Source organism: Devosia lucknowensis (assembly GCF_900177655.1).
Taxonomy (GTDB): domain Bacteria; phylum Pseudomonadota; class Alphaproteobacteria; order Rhizobiales; family Devosiaceae; genus Devosia; species Devosia lucknowensis.
The window spans coordinates 760858-781149 of sequence record NZ_FXWK01000001.1 but is presented as its reverse complement, the minus strand read 5'-3'; the positions used below and the strand labels follow the sequence as shown (position 1 = coordinate 781149).

Below are 20292 nucleotides of genomic sequence, written 5' to 3'. Positions count from 1 at the left end.
TCGGGGTAGGTCATCTGTGAGCGCGCTAACTTAGAAATCACGTGACCCAAGAGCAATTGAAAAGCTTGTTCAAGACCAGCGGCTCCGGGCTGAAGGGCAACGTCCCGACGTAAAACATTGAAGCGAGCATCGCGCGGGCCGATAAACGCAGCCCGGCAACGGCGACGCTCCGGCGAGGAAAGAACATGACTGACAATAAAATTCGTTGGGGCATCATTGGCCCGGGCAGCATTGCCAAGGCTTTCCGCGGCGGGGTCAACGGTTCGCAGCATGGCGAGCTCGCGGCCATCGCGACCCGCGACCCCAGCAAGCCGAACCTTGCTACGGACTTCCCGGGCGTTCGTGTCGTCCATGGCTATGACGCACTGCTCGCCGATCCGGAGATCGACGCCGTCTACATCGCGGTGCCGCATACCGGGCACGCCGAATGGGCGATCAAGGCGGCCGAAGCGGGCAAGCATGTGCTGGTCGAAAAGCCGCTGGCGCTTTCAGCGCACGAAATCGACGCCGTGTTCCACGCGCACAAGAGGGCCGGCACCTTTGCCGGCGAAGCCTTCATGTATCGCCTGCACCCGCAGGTGAAGCAGCTCATCGACCTGATCAAATCCGGTACCATCGGCGAAGTGCGGATGATCCAGTCGAGCTTCGGCTTCTCGATGGGCAAATTCCAGCCGCAGCACCGGCTGTTTGCTTCGGAACTCGCCGGCGGTGGTATCCTGGATGTCGGCGGCTATCCGGTTTCCATGGCGCGGCTGATTGCCGGCGCCGCACTGGGCAAGCCATTTGCAGATCCGGTGAAGGTTTCGGGCACGGCCAAGCTCAATGACGAGGGGACCGATGACTGGGCAGCGGCGCTGCTGACCTTCGAGAATGGCATCGTCGCTCAGGTTTCCTGTGCCGTCATGGCCAACCTCGACAATGTGCTGCGCATCCATGGCTCGGACGGCCGGATCGAAGTGCCGGACTTCTGGTTTGCCAATGGTAATCGCGACCAGGGCCTGGGCCGGATCGACATCATCAAGGGCGACAAGACCGAGACGGTTTCGGTCAATGAAACCGCCCATGTCTATTCGTTCGAGGCGGATGCCGCATCGCTGGCCATTCTCGAAGGCAAGCAGGAGTTTCCAGCGCCGGGCATGACCTGGGCCGACAGCCTTGGCAATGCGCGCGTACTCGACCAGTGGCGCAAGGATGCAGGGATCGAATACTCGGTCGAAAAACACACCAACCGCGTCAACACGATCGACAATCGCAAGCTCGGGCCGAATACAGGGATTATCCCAAAGCGCACGATCCCCGGCCTCAACAAGCCTGCATCGGCCGTGGCTCTGGGCTTCGAGGATTTCCGGACTTTCTCATCGGGCGCGATCCTGCTCGATGCGTTCTGGGAGCGTGGTGGCAATATCTTCGACACCGCCTTCATTTATGCGGGCGGGTACACCGAAAAGTTGTTCGGCGAATGGCAGAAAAGTCGCGGCGTCCGCGAAGAGGCCGTGGTGATCGGCAAGGGTGCGCATTCGCCGCTCGTCTACCCCGATGTCATCGGCAAGCAGCTGACCCAGTCGCTCGACCGCCTGCAGACGGACTATGTCGACGTGTATTTCATGCACCGCGACAATACCGATGTGCCGGTGAGTGAGTTCGTCGATGCGATGGATGCCGAGGTCAAGGCCGGCCGTATCCGTGGGCCGTTCGGCGGTTCAAACTGGACCAAGGAGCGCATGGACGAGGCGATCGCCTATGCCGAGCGCACCGGCAAGACGAAGCCGCAGGCGCTCAGCAACAACTTTGCGCTGGCCGAGATGCTCGATCCGATCTGGGGCGGCTGCGTCACTGCCGCGACACCTGATTTCAAGCAGTGGCTGATCGATCGCCAGGTCACCAACTTCTCGTGGTCGAGCCAGGCACGCGGCTTCTTCACCGACCTTGCCGGCCGGGACAAGACCGACAACGAGGAACTGGTTCGCGTCTGGTACAATGAGCAGAATTTTGGCCGCCGCGATCGGGCCATCGAACTGGCCAAGCAACTCGGGCACAACCCGATCCATGTGGCGCTGGCCTATGTGCTGGCCCAGCCCTTCCCCAGCGTGCCTCTGATCGGGCCGCGTCGCCTGGTGGAGCTCGAAGACAGCCTCAAGGCGTTCGAGATCAAGCTGACCCCGGAACAGGTGAAGTGGCTGGAAGGCTAAAAGCAACACAGCGAAGGCGCCGCCCCTGGAGCGGCGCCTCGGCATGTTCAGCTACTGAGCACCACACGATTGCGCCCGTCGGTCTTGGCCTTGTAGAGCGCAGCATCGGCTGCCTCGAGCAGCTCCGCTGGGGTCAGGTCACCCGAAAGCATTGCCGCACCGACGCTGACCGTCACTGGTATCTTGACGTCGCGATAGGGTATCGGCTGCGCCGATACAGCCTCACGCAGGCGATTGGCGAGATCCACCGCCTTGTCCGGACCTGCTCCAGCCAGAATGATCGCGAATTCTTCCCCACCGATGCGATAAAGCTGATCGCCGGCGCGGACTGAATTGCGCAGCGTTGCAGCGAAGCTGCGCAGCACCGCGTCGCCGGCCGCGTGTCCGTGCGTATCGTTGATCGCCTTGAAGTGGTCGATGTCGAGCGTGAGCAAAGCACCAGCTGCGGAGCCACTCACAATCCCCGCATGGAGACGGGCAAGTGCTTCGTCGAAGGCGCGGCGGTTCAGCAACTGGGTCAATTCGTCGACGCGCGCGAGGCCGGCCAGCGCGGTTTCCGAGGCATCGATGCGCGCAATCATGCGGTTGAATTCGAGCGCGACGCGGCTGAGTTCGGGGGGCACGCTGATATCAATGCGGTGATCGCGGTCACCATTGGCGAAGCGCGCAGCACCATCGACAAGACGATCGACGCTGCGGGACATGATGAGACCGACAAGCACGACGCCGGCCACGACGGCAACGAGCGACAGGCCGAGAGCAACTGCGAGGACGAGGCCGGCATCCTCGGACCATTTCACCGCCGCATCGTGCTCGGCGGCAATTTTCGCCTGGATGACGTCGAAGGCTTGCCCAAGCCGATCCGATGTGGCTGCGATATTGGCGTGAAAGAGCTTGGCCTGCCGCTCGGCTTCCGGATCGTCTGGAGCAAGCGCATCCGCGGTCAGCGTGGTGGCCAGGTTCTGGGCGACTTCCCAGCTTTCGAACGCATTGTCGAGGTGGAGCAGCGCGTCGGCATCATCGGCGAACTGGACGCGGATATCGACGAAGCCGGTCTCGATGCGGCTGCGCAATTCGCGGAACAGCAGCGGCTGCTGCGGGCCGCCTTCATTGACGTATTCATCGATGGGGATCAGCGTATCCCAGACGAGAATGCGCAAATCCTGCAGGGGGCCGAGTTCGCTGCGCTGGCGCTTGGCGACATCGTCGAAGGCGGAGATGACGCTGCCATTGAGAACGAAATGACCGATGACGGCGGACAGTGTCAGTGGCGCCAGGGCGACGACCATGCCAAGCGCGACCCAGAAGCGCAGGGAACGAGCCTTGAGCAATTTGAGCATTGGATGCGCCTTCGGAGTATGGAGCTCAACCGGCAATAGCGCGGTTCCTGGAGCTAAGTGACTGGGGTCAAACGACACTTGTCACAAAGGTCTTTGCAGCCCGTTAAGTCGAGCCGCAAAGACCTGGTTGGATTTACTCCTCTGCGAAGGTCGCCAGAGGCGTGGTCTTGGCAAGCTGCACCATGCGAAGGGCGGCGAGGAAGGCAAGGATCGCGAACGCGGCGGCCATGACGAAAAGCGGAATGATCGAGCCCAGGACGTCGGACTTCTCGACCGCAAGCGGATAGCCCGCGGCATTGGCAGCAACGCCGGCAAGGGCGGCGCCCAGTGCGTTACCTGCGGACTGGGTGGTGGGCAACAGGGCCGACGTGCGATCGCGCTCGGCATCGGTGCTGGCTTCCATGATGGTGAGCATGATGTAGCCATTGGAAATACCAAACCCCATGCCGATCAGCGCCTGGCCGACGAGCAGGACCGGCAGCTGGGTCCATTCGAGGCCCATAAGGACCAGGACCAGTCCCAGGCAGAGGAGAAGCGGGCCGGTGCGAATAAGGATGCGGCGGGTGGCGCGCTGGCGGACATTGGCCACGGTGACCGAAGACAGGCTCCAGGCGACCGCCATGACAGCACCGGTGACGGCGGCCTGGGTCGGCCCGTAGTCCCACAATTGCTGGAGCAGCATGATGAGATAGACGGCCGTGGCTGCGCCGGCGACGGGCATGAGCAGGAAAACCCAGAGGCCGGAGCCGACGGCCGTATTCAGCGAGAAGGCGTCCGGCGGCATGAGGCGCTGGGTGGCGCGGCGGTCCAGCCACGCGGCCAGCCCGAGCAAGGCCGCTGCACCGACGAGGAGGAGCGCTGCCTGTGCCGGTTCGACAACGGCTGCCAGCGCAACGAGCATGGTGCCGGCGCCGATAGTGAGAAGCCGCACGCCGGGAAAGCCGTGGGCCTCGACCGACTTCTCGCCGCGCGGGACGACGAGCAGGACCATGGTGATGAAAATCAGAACGAAGGGGACGTTGATGAGAAAGGCAGCGCGCCAGGAAATCAGTTCGGTCAGCGCCCCTGCCCCGGCCGGTCCGCCAAAGGCGGCTACGGCCCAGACCACGGCCTGCATGCCGAAGACCTTGGGGACGAGACGGCTCGGGAACAGTTCGGGAATGAGCGCGAAGCACAAGGCCGCGACGACGCCCTCGCCAAAGCCCTGGACGGCGCGGCCGACGAGCACCTGCGTCATGTCGCCGGCGATCGCGGCGACCAGCGTACCCACGAGAAAGACCGCGGCGAGGCCGATCAGGGAGCCCCGCGACCCAAGGCGGCGCTTGAGCAGGGCGGCCGCGGCACCGCCCACGATGGCAAAGACCAGATAGAGGGTGGTGGCCCAGGAAATGACCTCGACCCCTCCCAATTCGTGCACGGCAGAGGGCAAGGCCGCAGCCGAAAGAAAGGCGTTGAACGCGAAAAGGGTGACCCCAAGAGCCAGAATAGTGGTTACCGGCAGGTAACGGGGTCCGAAAATTTCGGCCCAGCGGCCCTCAACTGTGTCCGACATGACGGCGATTTCCGATTATCCAAGTCCTGTCTTGTTTAATATGCCGTGGCGGGTTTGGAAATGCACAATCGGTGTGCAGGAGGTGGATTTTCTTTCGAGCGGCATGAGAGCGGATGGTTACACCCTTGTGCCGCCTTGTGCGGGGGTGGCCCTTGTCCTAGATATTGTCGTGCAGGCTTGCCTGCATTGTTCTCAGGGCGGGGTGCAATTCCCCACCGGCGGTAAAGGCAGCGATGCCAAGCCCGCGAGCGCCTTCGGCCCCCAGGGTCCGAAGGGTCAGCAGATCCGGTGCAATTCCGGGGCCGACGGTATAGTCCGGATGAAAGAGAACGGGACCAAGCGCCCTTGCCGGCGCGCGCGGGCTTTTGGCCGCGCCTTGCCGGCTCGTCGCCTCCCGTAACCCTGAGGAAACTGGTTACGGAAAGGACGACAGATGAACCAGATTTCCTCGACTTCCCACAGCGCCGCGACCACGGGCGCAGTGTTCATGCTGCTTGCCAGCCTGACCTTTGCCGGGACGAACACGTTGCAGTCGGTTTTGCCGACCCCGGCCGAATATGGCGGTTTCGGCATGAGTTCGACCGGCATGGCCTTCTGGCAATATCTCATTGCTTCGGTGCTGGCGCTGCCGCTGATCCTGCGGATCGGCCTCAACAATATGCGGACGTCTCACCCGTTGGCCCACGAAATCCGGGCCTTCGTATCGGCGCTGGGCGTGCACGTGTTCGTCTATGGTTACGCGTCCGGCGTGCCGATCTGGCAAATGGTGACGCTGCTGGCGACCGGGCCGCTGTTCATCATCGTGGGGTCGGCCCTGTTCCTGGGGGAACGGGTTTCGGCGGCGCGGTTCGTGGCGGCGATGGCCGGCTTTGCCGGCGCGATCATCGTTTCCGGCGTCGGGACCGAGGGAATCGGGCTGCAGGCGCTGATCCCGATCGCGGCGGCGGCCCTGTGGGCGGGTACCGATATCCTCACCAAGTATCTGACGCGCAAGGGAGAATCCCCGGAAACGCTGACGATTTCCTTGCTGGTGCTGATGACCCCCAACCATCTGGCGATCCTCTTGGTGGCCAATGCGCTGGGGGGCATCCTGCCCCTTGGCATGGCGCCGGGCTTTCCGTTCGCCCTGCCTGACGGGACCGGGTTAATGCTGCTGTTGCTGCTCGGCGCGCTCACGGCAGCGGCTCAGTATGTGCTTGCTTTCGCTTACAAATCGGCGGACGCGACCTATCTGCAGCCTTTCGGCGACGTCAAAGTGCCGCTGAGCGGGCTGGTCGGCTGGGTGATGCTGGGACAGGTGCCTTCGGTCTGGTTCTGGCCCGGCGCAGCGCTGATCGTGGGCGCATCCGCCTTCATTTTCTGGGTGGAAAGCCGCGAAAAGACGCCAAATCTCGTCGCCGCCTAGCGTTTGAAAGCGCTTCGCTAGCAGAATGATAGCATTTGGGAGGCGAGGCCGGTTAAACCGGTCTCGCCTTTCGCTTGCATCGCGTGACGATTCCGTTCCAAGAATAGAATGTCTGTTCCGCGAGTATTCGAATGCCAGCTCCTGCCGATTTCGACAGCCTCCGATTTGCGATCATGAGGCAGCGGGACGCGCTGCCGAAGCGGTTGATGCAGGTGGCGCTCTATGCGCTCGATCATGCCGACGAAATGGCGTTCGGCACCACGGCCAGCATCGCGCAGGCTGCCGACGTGCAGCCGTCGACGCTGGTTCGCTTCGCCCAGCATTTCGGCTTCGACGGCTTTTCCGGACTGCAGCAGTTGTTCCAGGCCCGACTGAGGGGACGCAATGCATCCTATGAGGAGCGGCTGCGGCAGCTCGAGTCCGGCGGGGCGGCGGAGACCGAGAGCGGCACGATCCTCAAGGGTTTCATCGGTGCCGCGCATCAGAGCCTGGATGCGCTGAGCAGCGCCATCGACCCGGCGCAACTGGAAGCCGCGGTCGAGGTGCTGGCCAGGGCAGACACGATCTACCTGATCGCCCGGCGACGCAGTTTTCCCGTCGTCACCTCGATGGCCTATGCCTTCGGCAAGCTCAAGGTGCGGTGTCAGGTGGTCAGTTCAGCAGCGGGGAATGATGATGACCTCCTTGCCCTGGCAACGGCGCGGGACGCCGCCTTCGCCGTGAGCTTTTCGCCTTACGCTCCCGAAAGCGCTGCTCAGGCGCAGGCCCTGGCCAATCGCGGGGTGCCGCTCGTGGCGCTGACCGATTCCGCCCTGTCGCCGCTCGCCACCTCGGCAAAAATCTGGTTCGAGGTGATTGAAGCGGACCATGCCGGTTTCCGATCGCTGTCGGCGAGCCTCGCCTTTGCCACCGCGCTCACCGTCTCCGTCGCCGAGCGTCGCCGCCAGCGCTAAAATAGAACATTCATTCCACATTGCCGACTTACGGAATTTGTGTTTCATAGATGAGAACGAGTTTGCCCGAGGAGGTTGGGCATGGCCCCTGGCATCAGTGATACTGCCGATCAAACGCTGGACGTGATCACCATCGGTCGCGCCTCGGTCGACCTTTACGGCCAGCAGATCGGCACGCGGCTGGAAGACGTCGGAAGTTTCGCCAAGTCGGTGGGTGGATGCCCGACCAACATCTCGGTGGGGACGGCTCGACTGGGGCTGAAGTCGGCGCTGATCACGCGCGTCGGCAACGAGCAGATGGGGCGGTTCATTCGTGAGCAGTTGCAACGCGAGGGGGTCGAGACCAAAGGCGTCGTCACCGACCCAGAACGACTGACGGCGCTGGTACTGCTCTCGGTCGAGAACGACAAATCCTTCCCTCTAATCTTTTATCGCGACAACTGCGCCGATGCGGCGCTAAATGAGGGCGATATCGACGAGGATTTCATCCGATCGGCCAAAGCCGTGCTGGTGACGGGCACGCACTTCGCCAAGCCCAACAGCGACGCGGCGCAGCGCAAGGCGATGCGGATCGCAAAGGCAAACGGCGGGAAGGTCGTGTTCGATATCGACTACCGGCCGAACCTGTGGGGTCTTGCCGGGCATGATGCAGGCGACAGCCGCTACATCGCGTCGGACGAGGTCTCCAAGCACCTGCAGACGGTGCTGACCGATTGCGACCTGATCGTAGGGACCGAGGAAGAGGTGCTGATCGCTTCGGGCGAGAGCGACCTCACCGCGGCGCTCAAGACCATCCGGTCCTATTCAAGCGGGACGATCGTGCTCAAGCGCGGGCCGATGGGCTGCATCGTTTATGACGGGGCCATTCCGGATGACCTGGAAGACGGAATCGTCGGCAAGGGATTTCCGATCGAAGTCTACAATGTGCTGGGGGCCGGCGACGCCTTTATGAGCGGTTTCCTGCGCGGCTGGCTGCGGAGCGAACCACATGAAACGAGTGCGACCTGGGCCAATGCCTGCGGCGCTTTTGCGGTGAGCCGGCTGCTGTGTGCGCCGGAAATCCCGACCTGGACGGAGCTCAACTATTTCCTGGAGCATGGCAGCAAGGAACGGGCGCTGCGCAAGGACGAGGCGATCAATCACGTGCATTGGGCGACGACGCGGCGGCGTGAAATCCCGAGCCTCCGCGCACTGGCGATCGATCATCGCCTGCAGCTCGAAGACATGGCCGAAGGCGATACGGAAAAGCTGGCGCGGATACCTGACCTGAAAGTGCTGGCCGTAAAGGCGGCGGCGCAAGTGGCCGAAGGCCGCGATGGCTTCGGCATGCTGCTCGACGACAAATATGGGCGCGATGCGCTTTATGCGGCGAGTGCCATTCCGAATTTCTGGGTGGCCAAGCCGATCGAACTGCCTGGATCGCGGCCGCTGCAGTTTGAATTCACGCAGGACCTGGGGTCGCGGCTGGTCGAATGGCCGGTGGATCATTGCATCAAGGTGCTGTGCTTTTATCATCCGGATGACCCGGCTGAGCTGCGACAGACGCAGATCGACAAGCTGCGTGCGGCGTTCGACGCGGCGCGCAAGATCGGGCGCGAATTGCTGGTGGAAATCATCGCCGGCAAGCATGGGCCGATGGCTGATGATACGGTGGCGCGGGCGATGAGCGAAATCTACGATGCCGGGATTAGGCCCGATTGGTGGAAGCTCGAGAGTCAGGACGAGAAGGCCTGGCCGCAAATCGATGCGACGATCGACGCCAATGACCCCTATTGCCGTGGCGTCGTACTACTCGGGCTCGATGCGCCGCAGGAGGAACTGCTTGCTGGCTTCAAGGCCGCCAAGGGGGCAAAGTGGGTCAAGGGCTTTGCCGTCGGCCGGACGATTTTCGGCGACGCGGCACGGGCCTGGCTCGATGGGCGGATCGGCGACGACGAGGCCGTGGCGATGATGGCTGAGCGGTTTGGTGGACTGGTTGCGGCTTGGGATGGGGTTTGAGGATTACCCCCACCTAGCCTCCCCCTGGCAGGGGGAGGGATCGGCCGGTGGCTCGCCAGCTTTAAAGCAAGCTCGATGCGTTCCCCGGGGCAGGTTAGGTGGGGGCAACTCACCAAAAGAATGAGGAGTGGCGATGAGCCAGACGGTTCGATTGACGATGGCGCAGGCCGTGGCGCGGTTTCTGGCGGCGCAGAAGACCGTGATCGCGGGCGAGACCGTGCCGATCTTCGGCGGTGTGTGGGCGATTTTCGGACATGGCAATGTTGCCGGCATCGGCGAAGCGCTGCATGGCATAAAGGATCAGCTGCCGACCTATCGCGGACAGAACGAGCAGAGCATGGCGCATGCCGCGATCGGCTATGCCAAGGCCAATTTTCGCCGCCGGTTCATGGCGGCAACGACCTCGATCGGGCCCGGTGCTCTGAACATGGTGACGGCGGCGGCACTAGCGCATGTGAACCGCATTCCCCTGCTGCTGCTGCCGGGCGACGTGTTCGCCAACCGGCTGCCGGACCCGGTGCTGCAACAGGTCGAAAATTTCGGCGACGGCACGGTTTCGGCCAATGACTGTTTCAAGCCAGTCAGCCGCTATTTTGACCGGATCACCCGGCCCGAGCAGATCATTCCCGCCTTGCGGCGTGCCATGCAGGTTCTGACCGACCCGGCCGAATGCGGACCGGTGACGCTGTCGCTTTGCCAGGACACGCAGGCGGAAGCCTATGATTACCCAGAAAGCTTCTTTGCAGAAAAAGTCTGGGTGCCGCGGCGGGTCATGCCGGACGCGGATGAATTCGCAACGGCGGCGGCGGCGCTGAAGCTGGCGAAAAAGCCGGTCATCATCGCCGGAGGTGGCGTGCTCTACTCAGAGGCTACGGAAAGCCTGGCTGCCTTCGCCGAGGAGCATGGCATCCCGGTGATGGAAACGCAGGCGGGAAAGAGCGCCCTGCCCCACGACCATGAACTCAACATGGGCAGCGTCGGAGTAACCGGGTCGTCGGCCTCCAACGCGCTGGCGGAGGACGCCGACGTGGTGCTGGCGGTCGGATCGCGCCTCCAGGACTTCACGACCGGCTCATGGGCCCTGTTCAAGAATCCGGACCTAAAGATCATCGGCCTCAACGTGCAGGCATTCGACGCCCACAAGCATGATGCGCTGCCACTGGTGGCCGATGCGCGGGTGGGCCTCGAAGCACTCGATGCGGCGCTGATGGGCTGGCAGGTTGATTCCGCCTGGACGAACAAAGCCTTGAAACTCAAGGAAGAATGGGTCGTCGAAGCGGATGCTGTGCGGGCGGCAGGAAATGCGGCTCTGCCATCGGATGCGCAGGTGATCGGGGCAGTGCAGCGAGGGCGCAAGGCGGCGACGCTGGTCTGCGCATCGGGTGGACTGCCGGGCGAACTACACAAGCTGTGGCGGGCCGACGGCCCGGGCTCGTACCATCTCGACTACGGGTTTTCGACCATGGGCTACGAAATCGCCGGCGGCCTGGGCGTGGCGATGGCGCGACCGGCCGACGACGTGGTGGTGATGGTCGGCGACGGCAGCTACCTGATGATGAACTCTGAAATCGTGTCTGCGGTGATGATGGGCGTGAGGCTCACCATCGTAGTGCTCGACAATGCGGGGTTCGGATGCATCAACCGCCTGCAGATGGCCACAGGCGGAGACAATTTCAACAATCTGTTCCGCGACACCTACCATGCCGAACTGCCCAATGTGGATTTTGCGGCGCATGCCGCATCCATGGGCGCAACGGCCCGAAAGGTCGGATCGGTGGATGAGCTGGAGGTGGCGCTGGCTGACAGCGAAGGCAAGGCGGGCGTGCATGTGCTGGTGATCGACACCGATCCTCTGATCACCACGGAAGCGGGCGGACACTGGTGGGACGTGGCGGTGCCCGAGGTGAGCGACAGGCCGACCGTCAACGCGGCGCGCGCGGCCTATGTCGAGGCGCTGAAGGCGCAGCGGATTGGGTAGTCAGTAGCTCGTAGTGGTCGTCACCACCGGGCTTGTCCCGGTGGTCCATGCGGAGGCGAGATGGATTGCCCGGACAAGCCGGGCAATGACGATGGAATTGAGAGAATCGAGCGCGGGGAGAGATACCCCTCACCCGCCCTGCTGGGCAGGAAGGCCCCAGCGTGGATTCCGGCCTTCGCCGGAATGACGCCGCGATCGACGAGGCCGCGAGGCAAAAATGGGAGCAAATGAATGAAAGCCAGGCTGGGAATGTCGCCGATCGCGTGGTGGAATGACGATCTGCCGGAGTTGAGCGATGACGTGTCGCTGGAAGAGTGCCTGAGGCAATCGCGCTCGGCCGGGTTTACCGGCATGGAGAAGGGGCGGCGGTTCCCTGATGACCCCGATGTGATGCTGCCCATCCTGCGCGCGGCCGATGTGACGCTGTGCGGCGGGTGGTTTTCCGGGACGCTGGTGAACGAGGAGCTCGCGGTCAACAAGGACCGGATCGCGCCGATGATCGAGCTGTTCAAGGCCGTCGACGCGCCGTGCATCGTCTATGGCGAGGTGGGCCGCTCGATCCAGGGGAAGCGCGACGTGCCGCTGGCGCAGAAGCCGAAACTGACCGATGACGAGATGAAAACCTATGGGCGGACGCTGACCGCATTCGGGGAATGGTGCGCTGAACAGGGCATGCCGCTGAGCTATCACCACCATATGGCGGCCGTGGTTGAGACCGAGGCGGAGCTGGATGCGTTCATGGCGGCGTCGGGAGAAGGCATTCCGCTCTTGCTCGACGCGGGGCACCTGGCCTTTGCCGGCGGCGATCCGTTGCGGGCGATCGACAAGCACCATGCGCGCATCAATCATGTGCATGTGAAGGATATTCGCCGTGCCGTGGTGGATGGACTTGATCGGAGCAAGCAGAGTTTTCTTGATGCGGTGGCGCTGGGCGCCTTCACCGTGCCGGGCGACGGCTCGCTCGATTTCGGCGCCATCGTGCAGCGGCTGGCCGACCATGGCTATGAAGGCTGGTTCGTGGTGGAGGCCGAGCAGGACCCGGTCAAGGCGCCGCCGCTGAAAATGGCGCAGATCGGGCATGCCGAGCTGATGCGGGTGATGACGGCAGCAGGTTATACGGTCGAGACGCAGGGCTTTCCGAAAGCGTAGCTGCCTCCTTGTGTCATCCCGGCGAGAGCCGGGATCCCTTCTGAAGGCTATCAACGGCGTCCATAGTGTTGTTAGAACAGCGCATGGATTCCGGCCTGCGCCGGAATGACTTGGCAATCGAACGGCAGGACCCGGCATGGCGCTGAAAGAAAACGATCTGAAATGGTTCCGGCCGCTGTGGCGGCGCGTGGCGGTGGCCGTGTTCCTGGCCCTGTGGCTGGGCTGGGAACTGCTTTACACGCAAGACATGTTCTGGGCCTTCCTGGTGGGCGCCGCGCTGGCCTATGTGGCCTGGAATTTCTTCTATACCTTCCCCAAGGAGACTGCCGATGCCGCACTCCCACCTGCTGATCCGTCCGACGAGCCAGACCGGAAAGATCCATGACGTCACTCCAGCCTCGGCGGGCTGGGCGCATGTGGGCTTTGGTCTGCATCGGCTGAGAACAGGCGAGGCCTATGGCGAGGCGACCGCCGAGCGCGAGGTCTGCCTCGTGATCGTCAGCGGCAAGGGGCGCTTCGCGGTCGATGGCGAGGATTTCGGCGAGTTGGGCGAACGGATGAGCCCGTTCGGGGGCGCGCCCTGGGCGGTTTACGTGCCCGCAGGCCGCAACTGGGCGGTCGATGCGACGACCGATCTCGAGCTGGCCGTGTGTTCGGCACCGGGCGGCGGGGATTTCCATGCGAGGGTGATTGCGCCGGGCACGCATGCCCGCATCACCCGCGGCAAGGGCGCCAATATCCGGCATGTCTACAATATCATGCCCGAGGATGATGGCGCAGCCAATGCGCTGCTGGTGGTGGAGGTGATCACGCCGCAGGGCAACACGTCCTCCTACCCGCCGCACAAGCACGACCAGGACAACCTGCCGCACGAAAGCCAGCTCGAGGAGAGCTATTACCACCGGTTCAACCCTCCTCAGGGCTTTGGCTTCCAGCGCGTCTATACCGACGACCGGAGCCTCGACGAGGCGATGGCGATCGAGGACGGGGACGTGGTGCTGGTGCCGCGCGGCTATCATCCGGTGGCGACGACGGCGGGGTATGACAGCTATTATCTCAACGTCATGGCCGGGCCAAAGCGGGTGTGGAAATTCCACAATGCGCCCGAGCACGAGTGGCTGCTGACCTAGGCTAGAAGGTGAAGCCAGGACCGCCGTCGGTGCGGTAGGTCAGGGCGTAGGTCTTGCCCGCGGCATCCTCGGCCTCGCAGGTGACGAGCCGGCCGGGGTCGGCATCGCGATAGGTGCAGGTGCCGGCGGCGTCGCGCATGATGACATTGGCGCCGGTCGCGTTGTCGTGGACGACGATCCGGTTGACGGCATGGTCGGTCCAGTTGTCTCCGTTTCCGGGGCCATAGAACAGCACCATGCGTTCGGGTTCGGCGAGGCCGAACCAGGCCTGGCCGCCGGTGCCGGCCGACGCGGCGACGCGCCCGTTGCTTTCATGCATCTGCATGACCGGAGTGCCGCATTGGGCGGTGAGGTCCACGTCCTCGATGACGAGACGCTCGCAGGCGCCGTCGGCGGTCACGGTGCCCAGGAGTTCGCTCGCCAGCGACGGGGGAGCGGAGAGGGCAAGCAGCAGCAGCGGAATCATCGGGCGGAGCATGGCCCGAGACTAGCACGATTGCCGACCAGGCCTCAGCGGCCCTGGAACACGCTCCTGTCGGCCAGGGGCCCGGTGACTTCGGAGACCTTGACCGCCCTGCCCTCGCTGACCGACTTCAACGCCGCTTCGGCCAGAGCCAGGGCCACAAGGCCATCGGCGCCGCTGGGCGAAGCGGGAGTTTTCGCTTCCACGAAGTCGATGAAGCTGGTGATCTCGCGCGCATAGGCTTCGGTGTAGCGGGTCATGAAGAAATCATGGAGCGGCGGGCGGGTATAGCCGGCGGCATTGGCGATCTCAATGGAGACCGGCCGCTGGTTTTCGGCGGCGACGGCGCCCCTGGAGCCATGAACCTCGATGCGCTGGTCGTAGCCATAAGTGGCGCGGCGGGAATTGGAAATCGTGGCATGCTTGCCGGAGGCGGTGATGAGCATGACCGAGGCGCTGTCAAAGTCGCCGGCTTGGCCGATGGCCTTGTCGACCAGGACGGAGGCCTGGGCGGAGACGCTGTCGATCTCCTCGCCCAGCAGCCAGCGCGCCATGTCGAAATCGTGGATGGTCATATCGCGGAAAATGCCGCCCGAGCGCTTGACGTAGTCGGCCGGCGGGGCGCCGGGATCGCGCGAGACGATGGTGACCATCTCGACGTCGCCCACCTGACCGGACAGCACCGCGTCCTTGACCGCCTGGAAATGCGGATCGAAGCGCCGGTTGAAGCCCACCATCAGGGTGGCGCCGGTCTCGTCGACGACCTTGAGGCAGGATTTGACGCGCTCGACATCGAGATCGATCGGCTTTTCGCAGAAGATCGCCTTGCCGGCGCGCGAGAAGCGCTCGATCAGCGCGGCATGGGTATCGGTCGGTGTGCAGATGATGACGGCGTCGATATCGGCGGCGCCCTCAATGGCGTCGATGCTGCGCACTTCTGCACCGTATTGGCCGGCCAGAGCAGAGGCCGCGTCCGCCACGGCATCGGCCACCGCGACCAGCCGCGCCTTGGGATTGGAGGTCACGGCTTTGGCGTGGACCTTGCCAATGCGGCCAGCGCCGAGAAGAGCGAATTTGACGGTCATTGCAGAACTCCGAAACGGCGCAGCCTTTAGCGGAATGAATAGGCCATTTCCGGAAGTTTTGGAATGGGAATTCTATCAGTCGGCGCGTTCGGCCATGGGGGCTTCAGTGTTCGCGGGCGCGTTCGAGCAGGCGTTTGCACTCGAGGAGGTCGCGGAGGACGTCAGAGAGCTTGTCGCGCGACTCCTGATCGAGCGACGGATCGGCAAGCATCGCGGCTTCCTCGAGCTCGGCCTCGTCCCCAGCGGCTTCCGCCTGCTCGATCAGCGGCAGGATTTCGTCCAGCCCCTTGCCCTCGCCGACGGCGATGACATAGCGCGGGCCCTGATCCTTGAGGATGCGCTGGACGCCCTTGATGGTGAAACCCTGATCGTAGAGCAGGTGCCGGATGCCGCGCAGCAGCATGACGTCCTCGGGCCGGTAATAGCGCCGCCCGCCGCCACGCTTGAGCGGCTTGATGGTGTTGAACCGGGTTTCCCAGAATCGGAGGACGTGCTGCGGGAGATCGAGCTCTTCGGCAGCTTCAGAGATGGTACGGAACGCGTCTGGCGACTTGTCCAAACCGCTGGTCTCCTACTGACACACCACTGCTAGAAACAGGCAGTGATCAGGTGGTGGAAAGGCGCACAAAAGCCTTACTTTCCAGCGGAGACCATAGACTTGTTGATCTTGGACTTCAACACGTTGGACGGTTTGAACACAAGAACCTGACGGGGCAGGATCGGTACTTCCTCGCCGGTCTTGGGATTGCGGCCAATCCGCTCGTTCTTGGAGCGAACCTGGAACGATCCGAACGAAGAGAGTTTGACATTTGCCCCGGTGACCAGAGCATCAGTGACCAGTTCCAGAACCCGCTCGACCAGCTCGGCCGATTCGGTTCGGGACAGGCCAACAGAGCCATAGACTGCCTCGGCCAGGTCGGCCCGCGTTACCGTCTTCTGCGTCATTCACACCCCCGTGTTGCCGTGTGCCAGTCTCCCGACGTCGGCATGCCAGATGTCGTCAATATTCCGCCGGCATGTCCGCAGGCGGCACGTGCTCGTGCCCAGGACACTGTCCCCAATTCGACGCCGAGGCACGATCCTCAGATCGGGACCAGGGCGCCGGTTTCCTCCACCGTAGCAGACACTAACGCCTTGAAACGGCTAAGGTCAATGCAGGTTTGAACCTACCAGCGAATGAGCGAAGCGCCCCAGGTGAAACCACCGCCCATGGCCTCGAGCATAACCAGGTCTCCCGCCTTGATGCGCCCGTCGCCGACGGCCACGCTCAACGCGAGCGGCACCGATGCCGCAGAGGTATTGGCGTGGATATCGACCGTGGTCACCACTTTTTCGGCCGGCAGGCCCAACTTGGCCCCTGCTCCGTCGATGATGCGCTTGTTGGCCTGATGCGGCACGAACCAATCCAGGTCGTCGACAGTATATCCGGCCTGCTCGAGCGTCGCGTAGACGACGTCGGTGATCTTGCCCACGGCGTGGCGGAAAACCTCGGGACCCTGCATATGAACATGGCCCGTCGTGCCGGTGGTGGATGGTCCGCCATCGACATAGAGCTTGTCCCAATGGCGACCGTCGGACCGGAGCGCCGAGGTGAGGACGCCGCGATCGGGCTCGCCCTCGGCCACATCGACCCGCTCCATGACGATCGCGCCGGCGCCATCACCGAACAGCACGCAGGTGGTGCGATCGGTCCAGTCGAGAAGGCGGGAAAAGGTTTCGGCGCCAATGACCAGCGCGCGGCGCGCCATGCCGCTCTTGATGTAATTGTCGGCCGTGGCGACGGCATAGACGAAGCCGGAACACACTGCCTGGATATCGAAGGCGAAACCGTGATGCATGCCCAGCTTCATCTGCACCAGCGTAGCAGCACTGGGGAATGTATAGTCGGGCGTGGTAGTGGCGACGACGATGAGGTCGATGTCCTCGATGGTCATGCCGGCATTGGCCAGCGCCGATCGGGCAGCCTCGGCCGCCAGATCGGAGGTAAATTCGCCATCGGCGGCGATATGACGTTCCTTGATGCCGACGCGCTGCTGGATCCACTCATCCGACGTGTCGACGGTCTTTGCCAACTCGGCGTTGGTGACCACCTTGGCCGGCAGATAGCTGCCGACGCCGCGAATAACGGAGCGAATGGTACTGGTCACGCCGATTTAGCCTCGGAATCGGTCGGCTGCTCGGGAGCCGCCCTGTTGATGGGGAAGCGGTGCATGGTGTCGCCGACCTTGTCCATGAGGCGACTGCGCGCCATTTCGTAGGACAGGCCCAGCGCACTCTTGTAGCCGATCTCGTCGGTACCGCCGTGGGATTTGATGACAATGCCGTTGAGGCCCATGAACACACCGCCATTGACGGTGCGCGGGTCCATCTTGCGGCGAAGCGCGTTGAGGGCCGAGGAGGCGAACAGCGCACCGATCCGGCTCATCAGCGTGGCCTTGAGCGACTGACGCAGATAGGTCGCGACCTGACGGGCGGTGCCCTCGGCCGTCTTGAGGGCGATATTGCCCACGAAGCCTTCCGTCACGACGACGTCGACCGTGCCCTTGCCGATATCATCGCCTTCAACGAAGCCATGATAGGTGAAACCCGCGCCGCTGGCCTCGGTGAGGATCTTGCCCGCTTCCTTGATGGATTCGAGGCCTTTCACTTCTTCGGTGCCGACATTGAGCAGGCCGACGGAGGGTGAGTCGGAGTCGAAGAGGGCCCGCGCCAGCGCCGACCCGAGGATGGCGTAGTCGACCAGTTGCTGCGCGTCGGCGCCAATGGTAGCGCCCATGTCGAGCACGATGATGTCGGAGCGCAGGGTGGGCCAGATGGCGGCAATACCCGGACGGGAAATCCCTTCCATGGGACGCAGGCAGAAGGTGGCCATGGCCATAAGCGCGCCGGTATTGCCGCCCGAAATGGCGACATCGGCTTCCTTGTCCTTGACGGCCTGAATGGTCATCCACATGGACGAGGTGCCCTTGCCCTTGCGCAGGGCCTGGCTGGGCTTCTCGTCCATGGCGATGACGACATCGGCGTGGCGCACGATGGAGGCGGCCTTGAGCGCGGGAAACTCCTCGAGCAGCGGCTCGATCTGGTCCTTGATGCCGTGAAAGATAAAACGCGTGTTCTTGCGTTCCTTAAGGGCCAGATGGGCCCCGTGGATGACAGCGCGGGGAGCGTGATCGCCGCCCATGGCATCCACGGAAATCGTAATAGAATCGGTCATTTCAGCCCGTTTTTCGGCCCGCTCGGCAGGCAATCAAACATATCCCATCGCCGGGTCGGCGCAAGCCCCGGAGGGCGCTGCCCGGCAGCGGATGCGAAGTTCGACGCGGAAAAGACACTGACTTTTCCCGTCCGTCCTTCAGCTCTTCTCCCCGTCCCCGCCCTTGAGGCGCGCCAGCTTGGCAAACGGCCCCTCCTCTGCGTCACCAAGGGAGATACCCAGGCTGTCGAGGCTTTCGCCTGGAGCGCGCGGGTATGGATCGAGCGCAAGCGCAAGCGTTTCCAGCAGCAGAGCGCTGAGATCCACTTCGGGTCCGTCGATGTGATCCGGAAAGTCGTCGTTTTCAAGATCGATAAAGATTTCGGAGCCAGGGGCCGGCGCCTGATTTTCGCGCGGGGCCGGCAGAAAGACCCGGTCGATGTCTTCCGACACGGTTTCGGGTACCGGCTCGAAGCTGACGACGGAGGCCTGCGTCACCCGGGCGTCGAGTTTGCCCTGTGCGCGCAGACCGCCGCGGAACGGCACGATGCCAAGAGTGGCAACGAAGCTTTCGACGGACACGATCTGCATGGCTTCGGCAATGGCCGCGCGCTCTTCCTCGTTGGCATCGACCGCAATGGAGCGGCCCGACGCCGGAAGGCGATCGATGCGAACAACGGCGTCGAAAATCGGGGTTTCGCGCTCACTCATGCTGCAGTCTCGAAGCGCACGGTGCCCCCGGTGATCGTCTCCACCGGCTGCGCCGCAAGTTCGGCATCGCGCGCGATGACGTAGTCGGCCAGGGCGCGTAGCTGCGGCGTGTCCGCGCCATCAAAAATGTTGCGGGCGAGCACGCCAGCCAAGGCATCGGCGTCGTTGCGGTCCATGGCCTCGTTCATCGCGGCGAGCAGGCCGAAGAAGATGTTGCCCATCTTCTGGATCTTCTTGGGCACACCGAGATCGGTCACCCCCATCTCGCGCAGGGACCGGTCCATATCCTTGAAGAAGAGATCGAACACCGCCTGGCTGAAATCGCGGGCGGATTGCGGGCCGTGGCGCAGCCGACGGAAAAGCAGCGCCATATGCAGGCTGATCATGTCGAAACGGCCGGTGACGGTATCGGGGACAGCCATCTCGGCGTAGAAAACAGGCTGCCGGGATTGCGCCACAATGGAATTATAGACGGCGTAAACTGGCTCTGTGGCAGTCTTCTTGCGAAACAAGGACAAGATCATGGGATTGCGCTCGGCGTCGGTATCAGTCAAACACGGGCGAATATGGGTGCCGGACCATTGCCAGCTTGCCAGACAGCCAAGTTGACAGCTACACAGTCCGGCGGCCTGTGGGCACGCGCCCAAGTGACACGCCTATAGTCGAGAGCCATCGGGAAAGTCAAATTCATGCCTCTGCGTATTGCAAAAGCCTCTGTTGCCGCAGCCGTCCTGGCCGTTGCACTCGCCGGTTGCACGAGCAGCACTTCACTGGTGTCCAAGCGGACCCAGGGCTATGAAATCCCCGCCTCGGCGCTGCAGCAGATCCGCCCCGGCCAGAGCGAGCAGACAGTTACGCTGGTGCTCGGTTCGCCGCAGTCGACCAACACATTCGGCGATCGCACAGCCTGGTACTATATCGAGACCAAGGTGAACCAGACCGCCTTCGGCATGACCATGGTGCAGGAGCGCACGGTGCTGGCGGTGTATTTCGACCGCAACAAGAAGGTGATCGAGCGCGCGACCTATGCGCTGCAGGACGGCAAGGCCGTCAATATCGAGACCCGCCGCACGCCGTCCTTCGGCGAGGACGCGACCTTCATCGACGCGATTCTGTCCTCGTTCTGAGGACAGACCACCGACGTTT

General features: G+C 63.3%; 19 protein-coding genes and 1 riboswitch. Of the genes, 9 read left to right on the top strand and 10 right to left on the bottom strand.

The genetic code is table 11. The features are described 5' to 3' along the window. The first annotated feature begins 185 nt into the window (after positions 1-185). Complete coding sequence (locus CCK88_RS03670; protein ID WP_086469171.1) at positions 186-2189, top strand: aldo/keto reductase; 2004 nt, start codon at positions 186-188, stop codon at positions 2187-2189. A 47-nt stretch (positions 2190-2236) separates the two neighbouring features. Here the strand turns inward: CCK88_RS03670 and CCK88_RS03665 are convergent, their stop codons facing one another. Together CCK88_RS03665 and CCK88_RS03660 are read right to left on the bottom strand one after the other, a co-directional pair. Beyond that, entirely contained in the window at positions 2237-3529 is a 1293-nt protein-coding gene (locus CCK88_RS03665) for a diguanylate cyclase (protein ID WP_086469170.1), read from the bottom strand. A gap of 133 nt (positions 3530-3662) precedes the next feature. Further along, positions 3663-5081, bottom strand: a complete 1419-nt coding sequence (locus tag CCK88_RS03660; RefSeq protein ID WP_086469169.1) for an MFS transporter — start codon at positions 5079-5081, stop codon at positions 3663-3665. A gap of 184 nt (positions 5082-5265) precedes the next feature. Then, positions 5266-5416: riboswitch (FMN riboswitch) on the top strand. 98 nt (positions 5417-5514) lie between these two features. Between CCK88_RS03660 and CCK88_RS03655 the strand changes: the two genes are divergently transcribed. From CCK88_RS03655 to iolB, 7 genes are all read left to right on the top strand, one after another. Then, entirely contained in the window at positions 5515-6486 is a 972-nt protein-coding gene (locus CCK88_RS03655; RefSeq protein ID WP_086469168.1) for a DMT family transporter, read from the top strand. Between the two features lie 131 nt (positions 6487-6617). Next, positions 6618-7439, top strand: coding sequence for a MurR/RpiR family transcriptional regulator (locus CCK88_RS03650; protein ID WP_086469167.1), 822 nt, complete (start codon positions 6618-6620; stop codon positions 7437-7439). A gap of 81 nt (positions 7440-7520) precedes the next feature. Next, a complete protein-coding gene (locus CCK88_RS03645; protein ID WP_086469166.1) occupies positions 7521-9437 on the top strand; it encodes a bifunctional 5-dehydro-2-deoxygluconokinase/5-dehydro-2-deoxyphosphogluconate aldolase in 1917 nt (638 codons plus the stop codon). 133 nt (positions 9438-9570) lie between these two features. Beyond that, positions 9571-11415, top strand: coding sequence for a 3D-(3,5/4)-trihydroxycyclohexane-1,2-dione acylhydrolase (decyclizing) (iolD, locus tag CCK88_RS03640; protein WP_086469165.1), 1845 nt, complete (start codon positions 9571-9573; stop codon positions 11413-11415). A 231-nt stretch (positions 11416-11646) separates the two neighbouring features. Beyond that, the gene (gene iolE, locus CCK88_RS03635) at positions 11647-12564 is read left to right on the top strand and encodes a myo-inosose-2 dehydratase (protein ID WP_086469164.1); all 918 of its coding nucleotides are present in this window, start codon (positions 11647-11649) and stop codon (positions 12562-12564) included. Between the two features lie 136 nt (positions 12565-12700). Continuing rightward, positions 12701-12949: a hypothetical protein gene (locus CCK88_RS03630; protein ID WP_086469163.1), complete on the top strand. Its 249-nt coding sequence runs from the start codon at positions 12701-12703 to the stop codon at positions 12947-12949. Continuing rightward, positions 12894-13694 carry a 5-deoxy-glucuronate isomerase gene (gene iolB, locus CCK88_RS03625; RefSeq protein ID WP_086469162.1) on the top strand — a complete coding sequence of 267 codons (801 nt, stop codon included), beginning with the start codon at positions 12894-12896 and terminating at the stop codon, positions 13692-13694. The genes CCK88_RS03630 and iolB overlap by 56 nt, the downstream gene beginning before the upstream one ends. A 1-nt stretch (position 13695) precedes the next feature. On the opposite strand, the gene CCK88_RS03620 is transcribed toward iolB, so the two are convergent. The 8 genes from CCK88_RS03620 to CCK88_RS03585 form a co-directional block, all read right to left on the bottom strand. Then, positions 13696-14172 (bottom strand): hypothetical protein, encoded by a 477-nt coding sequence (locus tag CCK88_RS03620; protein ID WP_086469161.1) that lies wholly within the window; start codon positions 14170-14172, stop codon positions 13696-13698. Positions 14173-14204: 32 nt separating this feature from the next. Beyond that, a complete protein-coding gene (iolG, locus tag CCK88_RS03615) occupies positions 14205-15242 on the bottom strand; it encodes an inositol 2-dehydrogenase (RefSeq protein WP_086469160.1) in 1038 nt (345 codons plus the stop codon). A 103-nt stretch (positions 15243-15345) separates the two neighbouring features. Continuing rightward, positions 15346-15801, bottom strand: a complete 456-nt coding sequence (locus CCK88_RS03610) for a MerR family transcriptional regulator (RefSeq protein WP_086469159.1) — start codon at positions 15799-15801, stop codon at positions 15346-15348. Between the two features lie 74 nt (positions 15802-15875). Beyond that, entirely contained in the window at positions 15876-16187 is a 312-nt protein-coding gene (locus CCK88_RS03605) for an integration host factor subunit alpha (RefSeq protein WP_086469158.1), read from the bottom strand. A 221-nt stretch (positions 16188-16408) separates the two neighbouring features. Then, the gene (locus CCK88_RS03600; RefSeq protein WP_086470793.1) at positions 16409-17377 is read right to left on the bottom strand and encodes a beta-ketoacyl-ACP synthase III; all 969 of its coding nucleotides are present in this window, start codon (positions 17375-17377) and stop codon (positions 16409-16411) included. A gap of 8 nt (positions 17378-17385) precedes the next feature. Further along, on the bottom strand, positions 17386-18456 hold the full coding sequence (gene plsX, locus CCK88_RS03595) for a phosphate acyltransferase PlsX (RefSeq protein WP_086469157.1): 1071 nt from the start codon (positions 18454-18456) through the stop codon (positions 17386-17388). 138 nt (positions 18457-18594) lie between these two features. Continuing rightward, positions 18595-19146, bottom strand: coding sequence for a YceD family protein (locus CCK88_RS03590; RefSeq protein WP_086469156.1), 552 nt, complete (start codon positions 19144-19146; stop codon positions 18595-18597). Continuing rightward, entirely contained in the window at positions 19143-19670 is a 528-nt protein-coding gene (locus CCK88_RS03585) for a ubiquinol-cytochrome C chaperone family protein (RefSeq protein WP_140048873.1), read from the bottom strand. Before CCK88_RS03585 ends, CCK88_RS03590 begins: the two co-directional genes overlap by 4 nt. A gap of 165 nt (positions 19671-19835) precedes the next feature. Between CCK88_RS03585 and CCK88_RS03580 the strand changes: the two genes are divergently transcribed. After that, positions 19836-20273: an outer membrane protein assembly factor BamE gene (locus CCK88_RS03580; RefSeq protein ID WP_086469154.1), complete on the top strand. Its 438-nt coding sequence runs from the start codon at positions 19836-19838 to the stop codon at positions 20271-20273. Positions 20274-20292 lie beyond the last annotated feature (19 nt).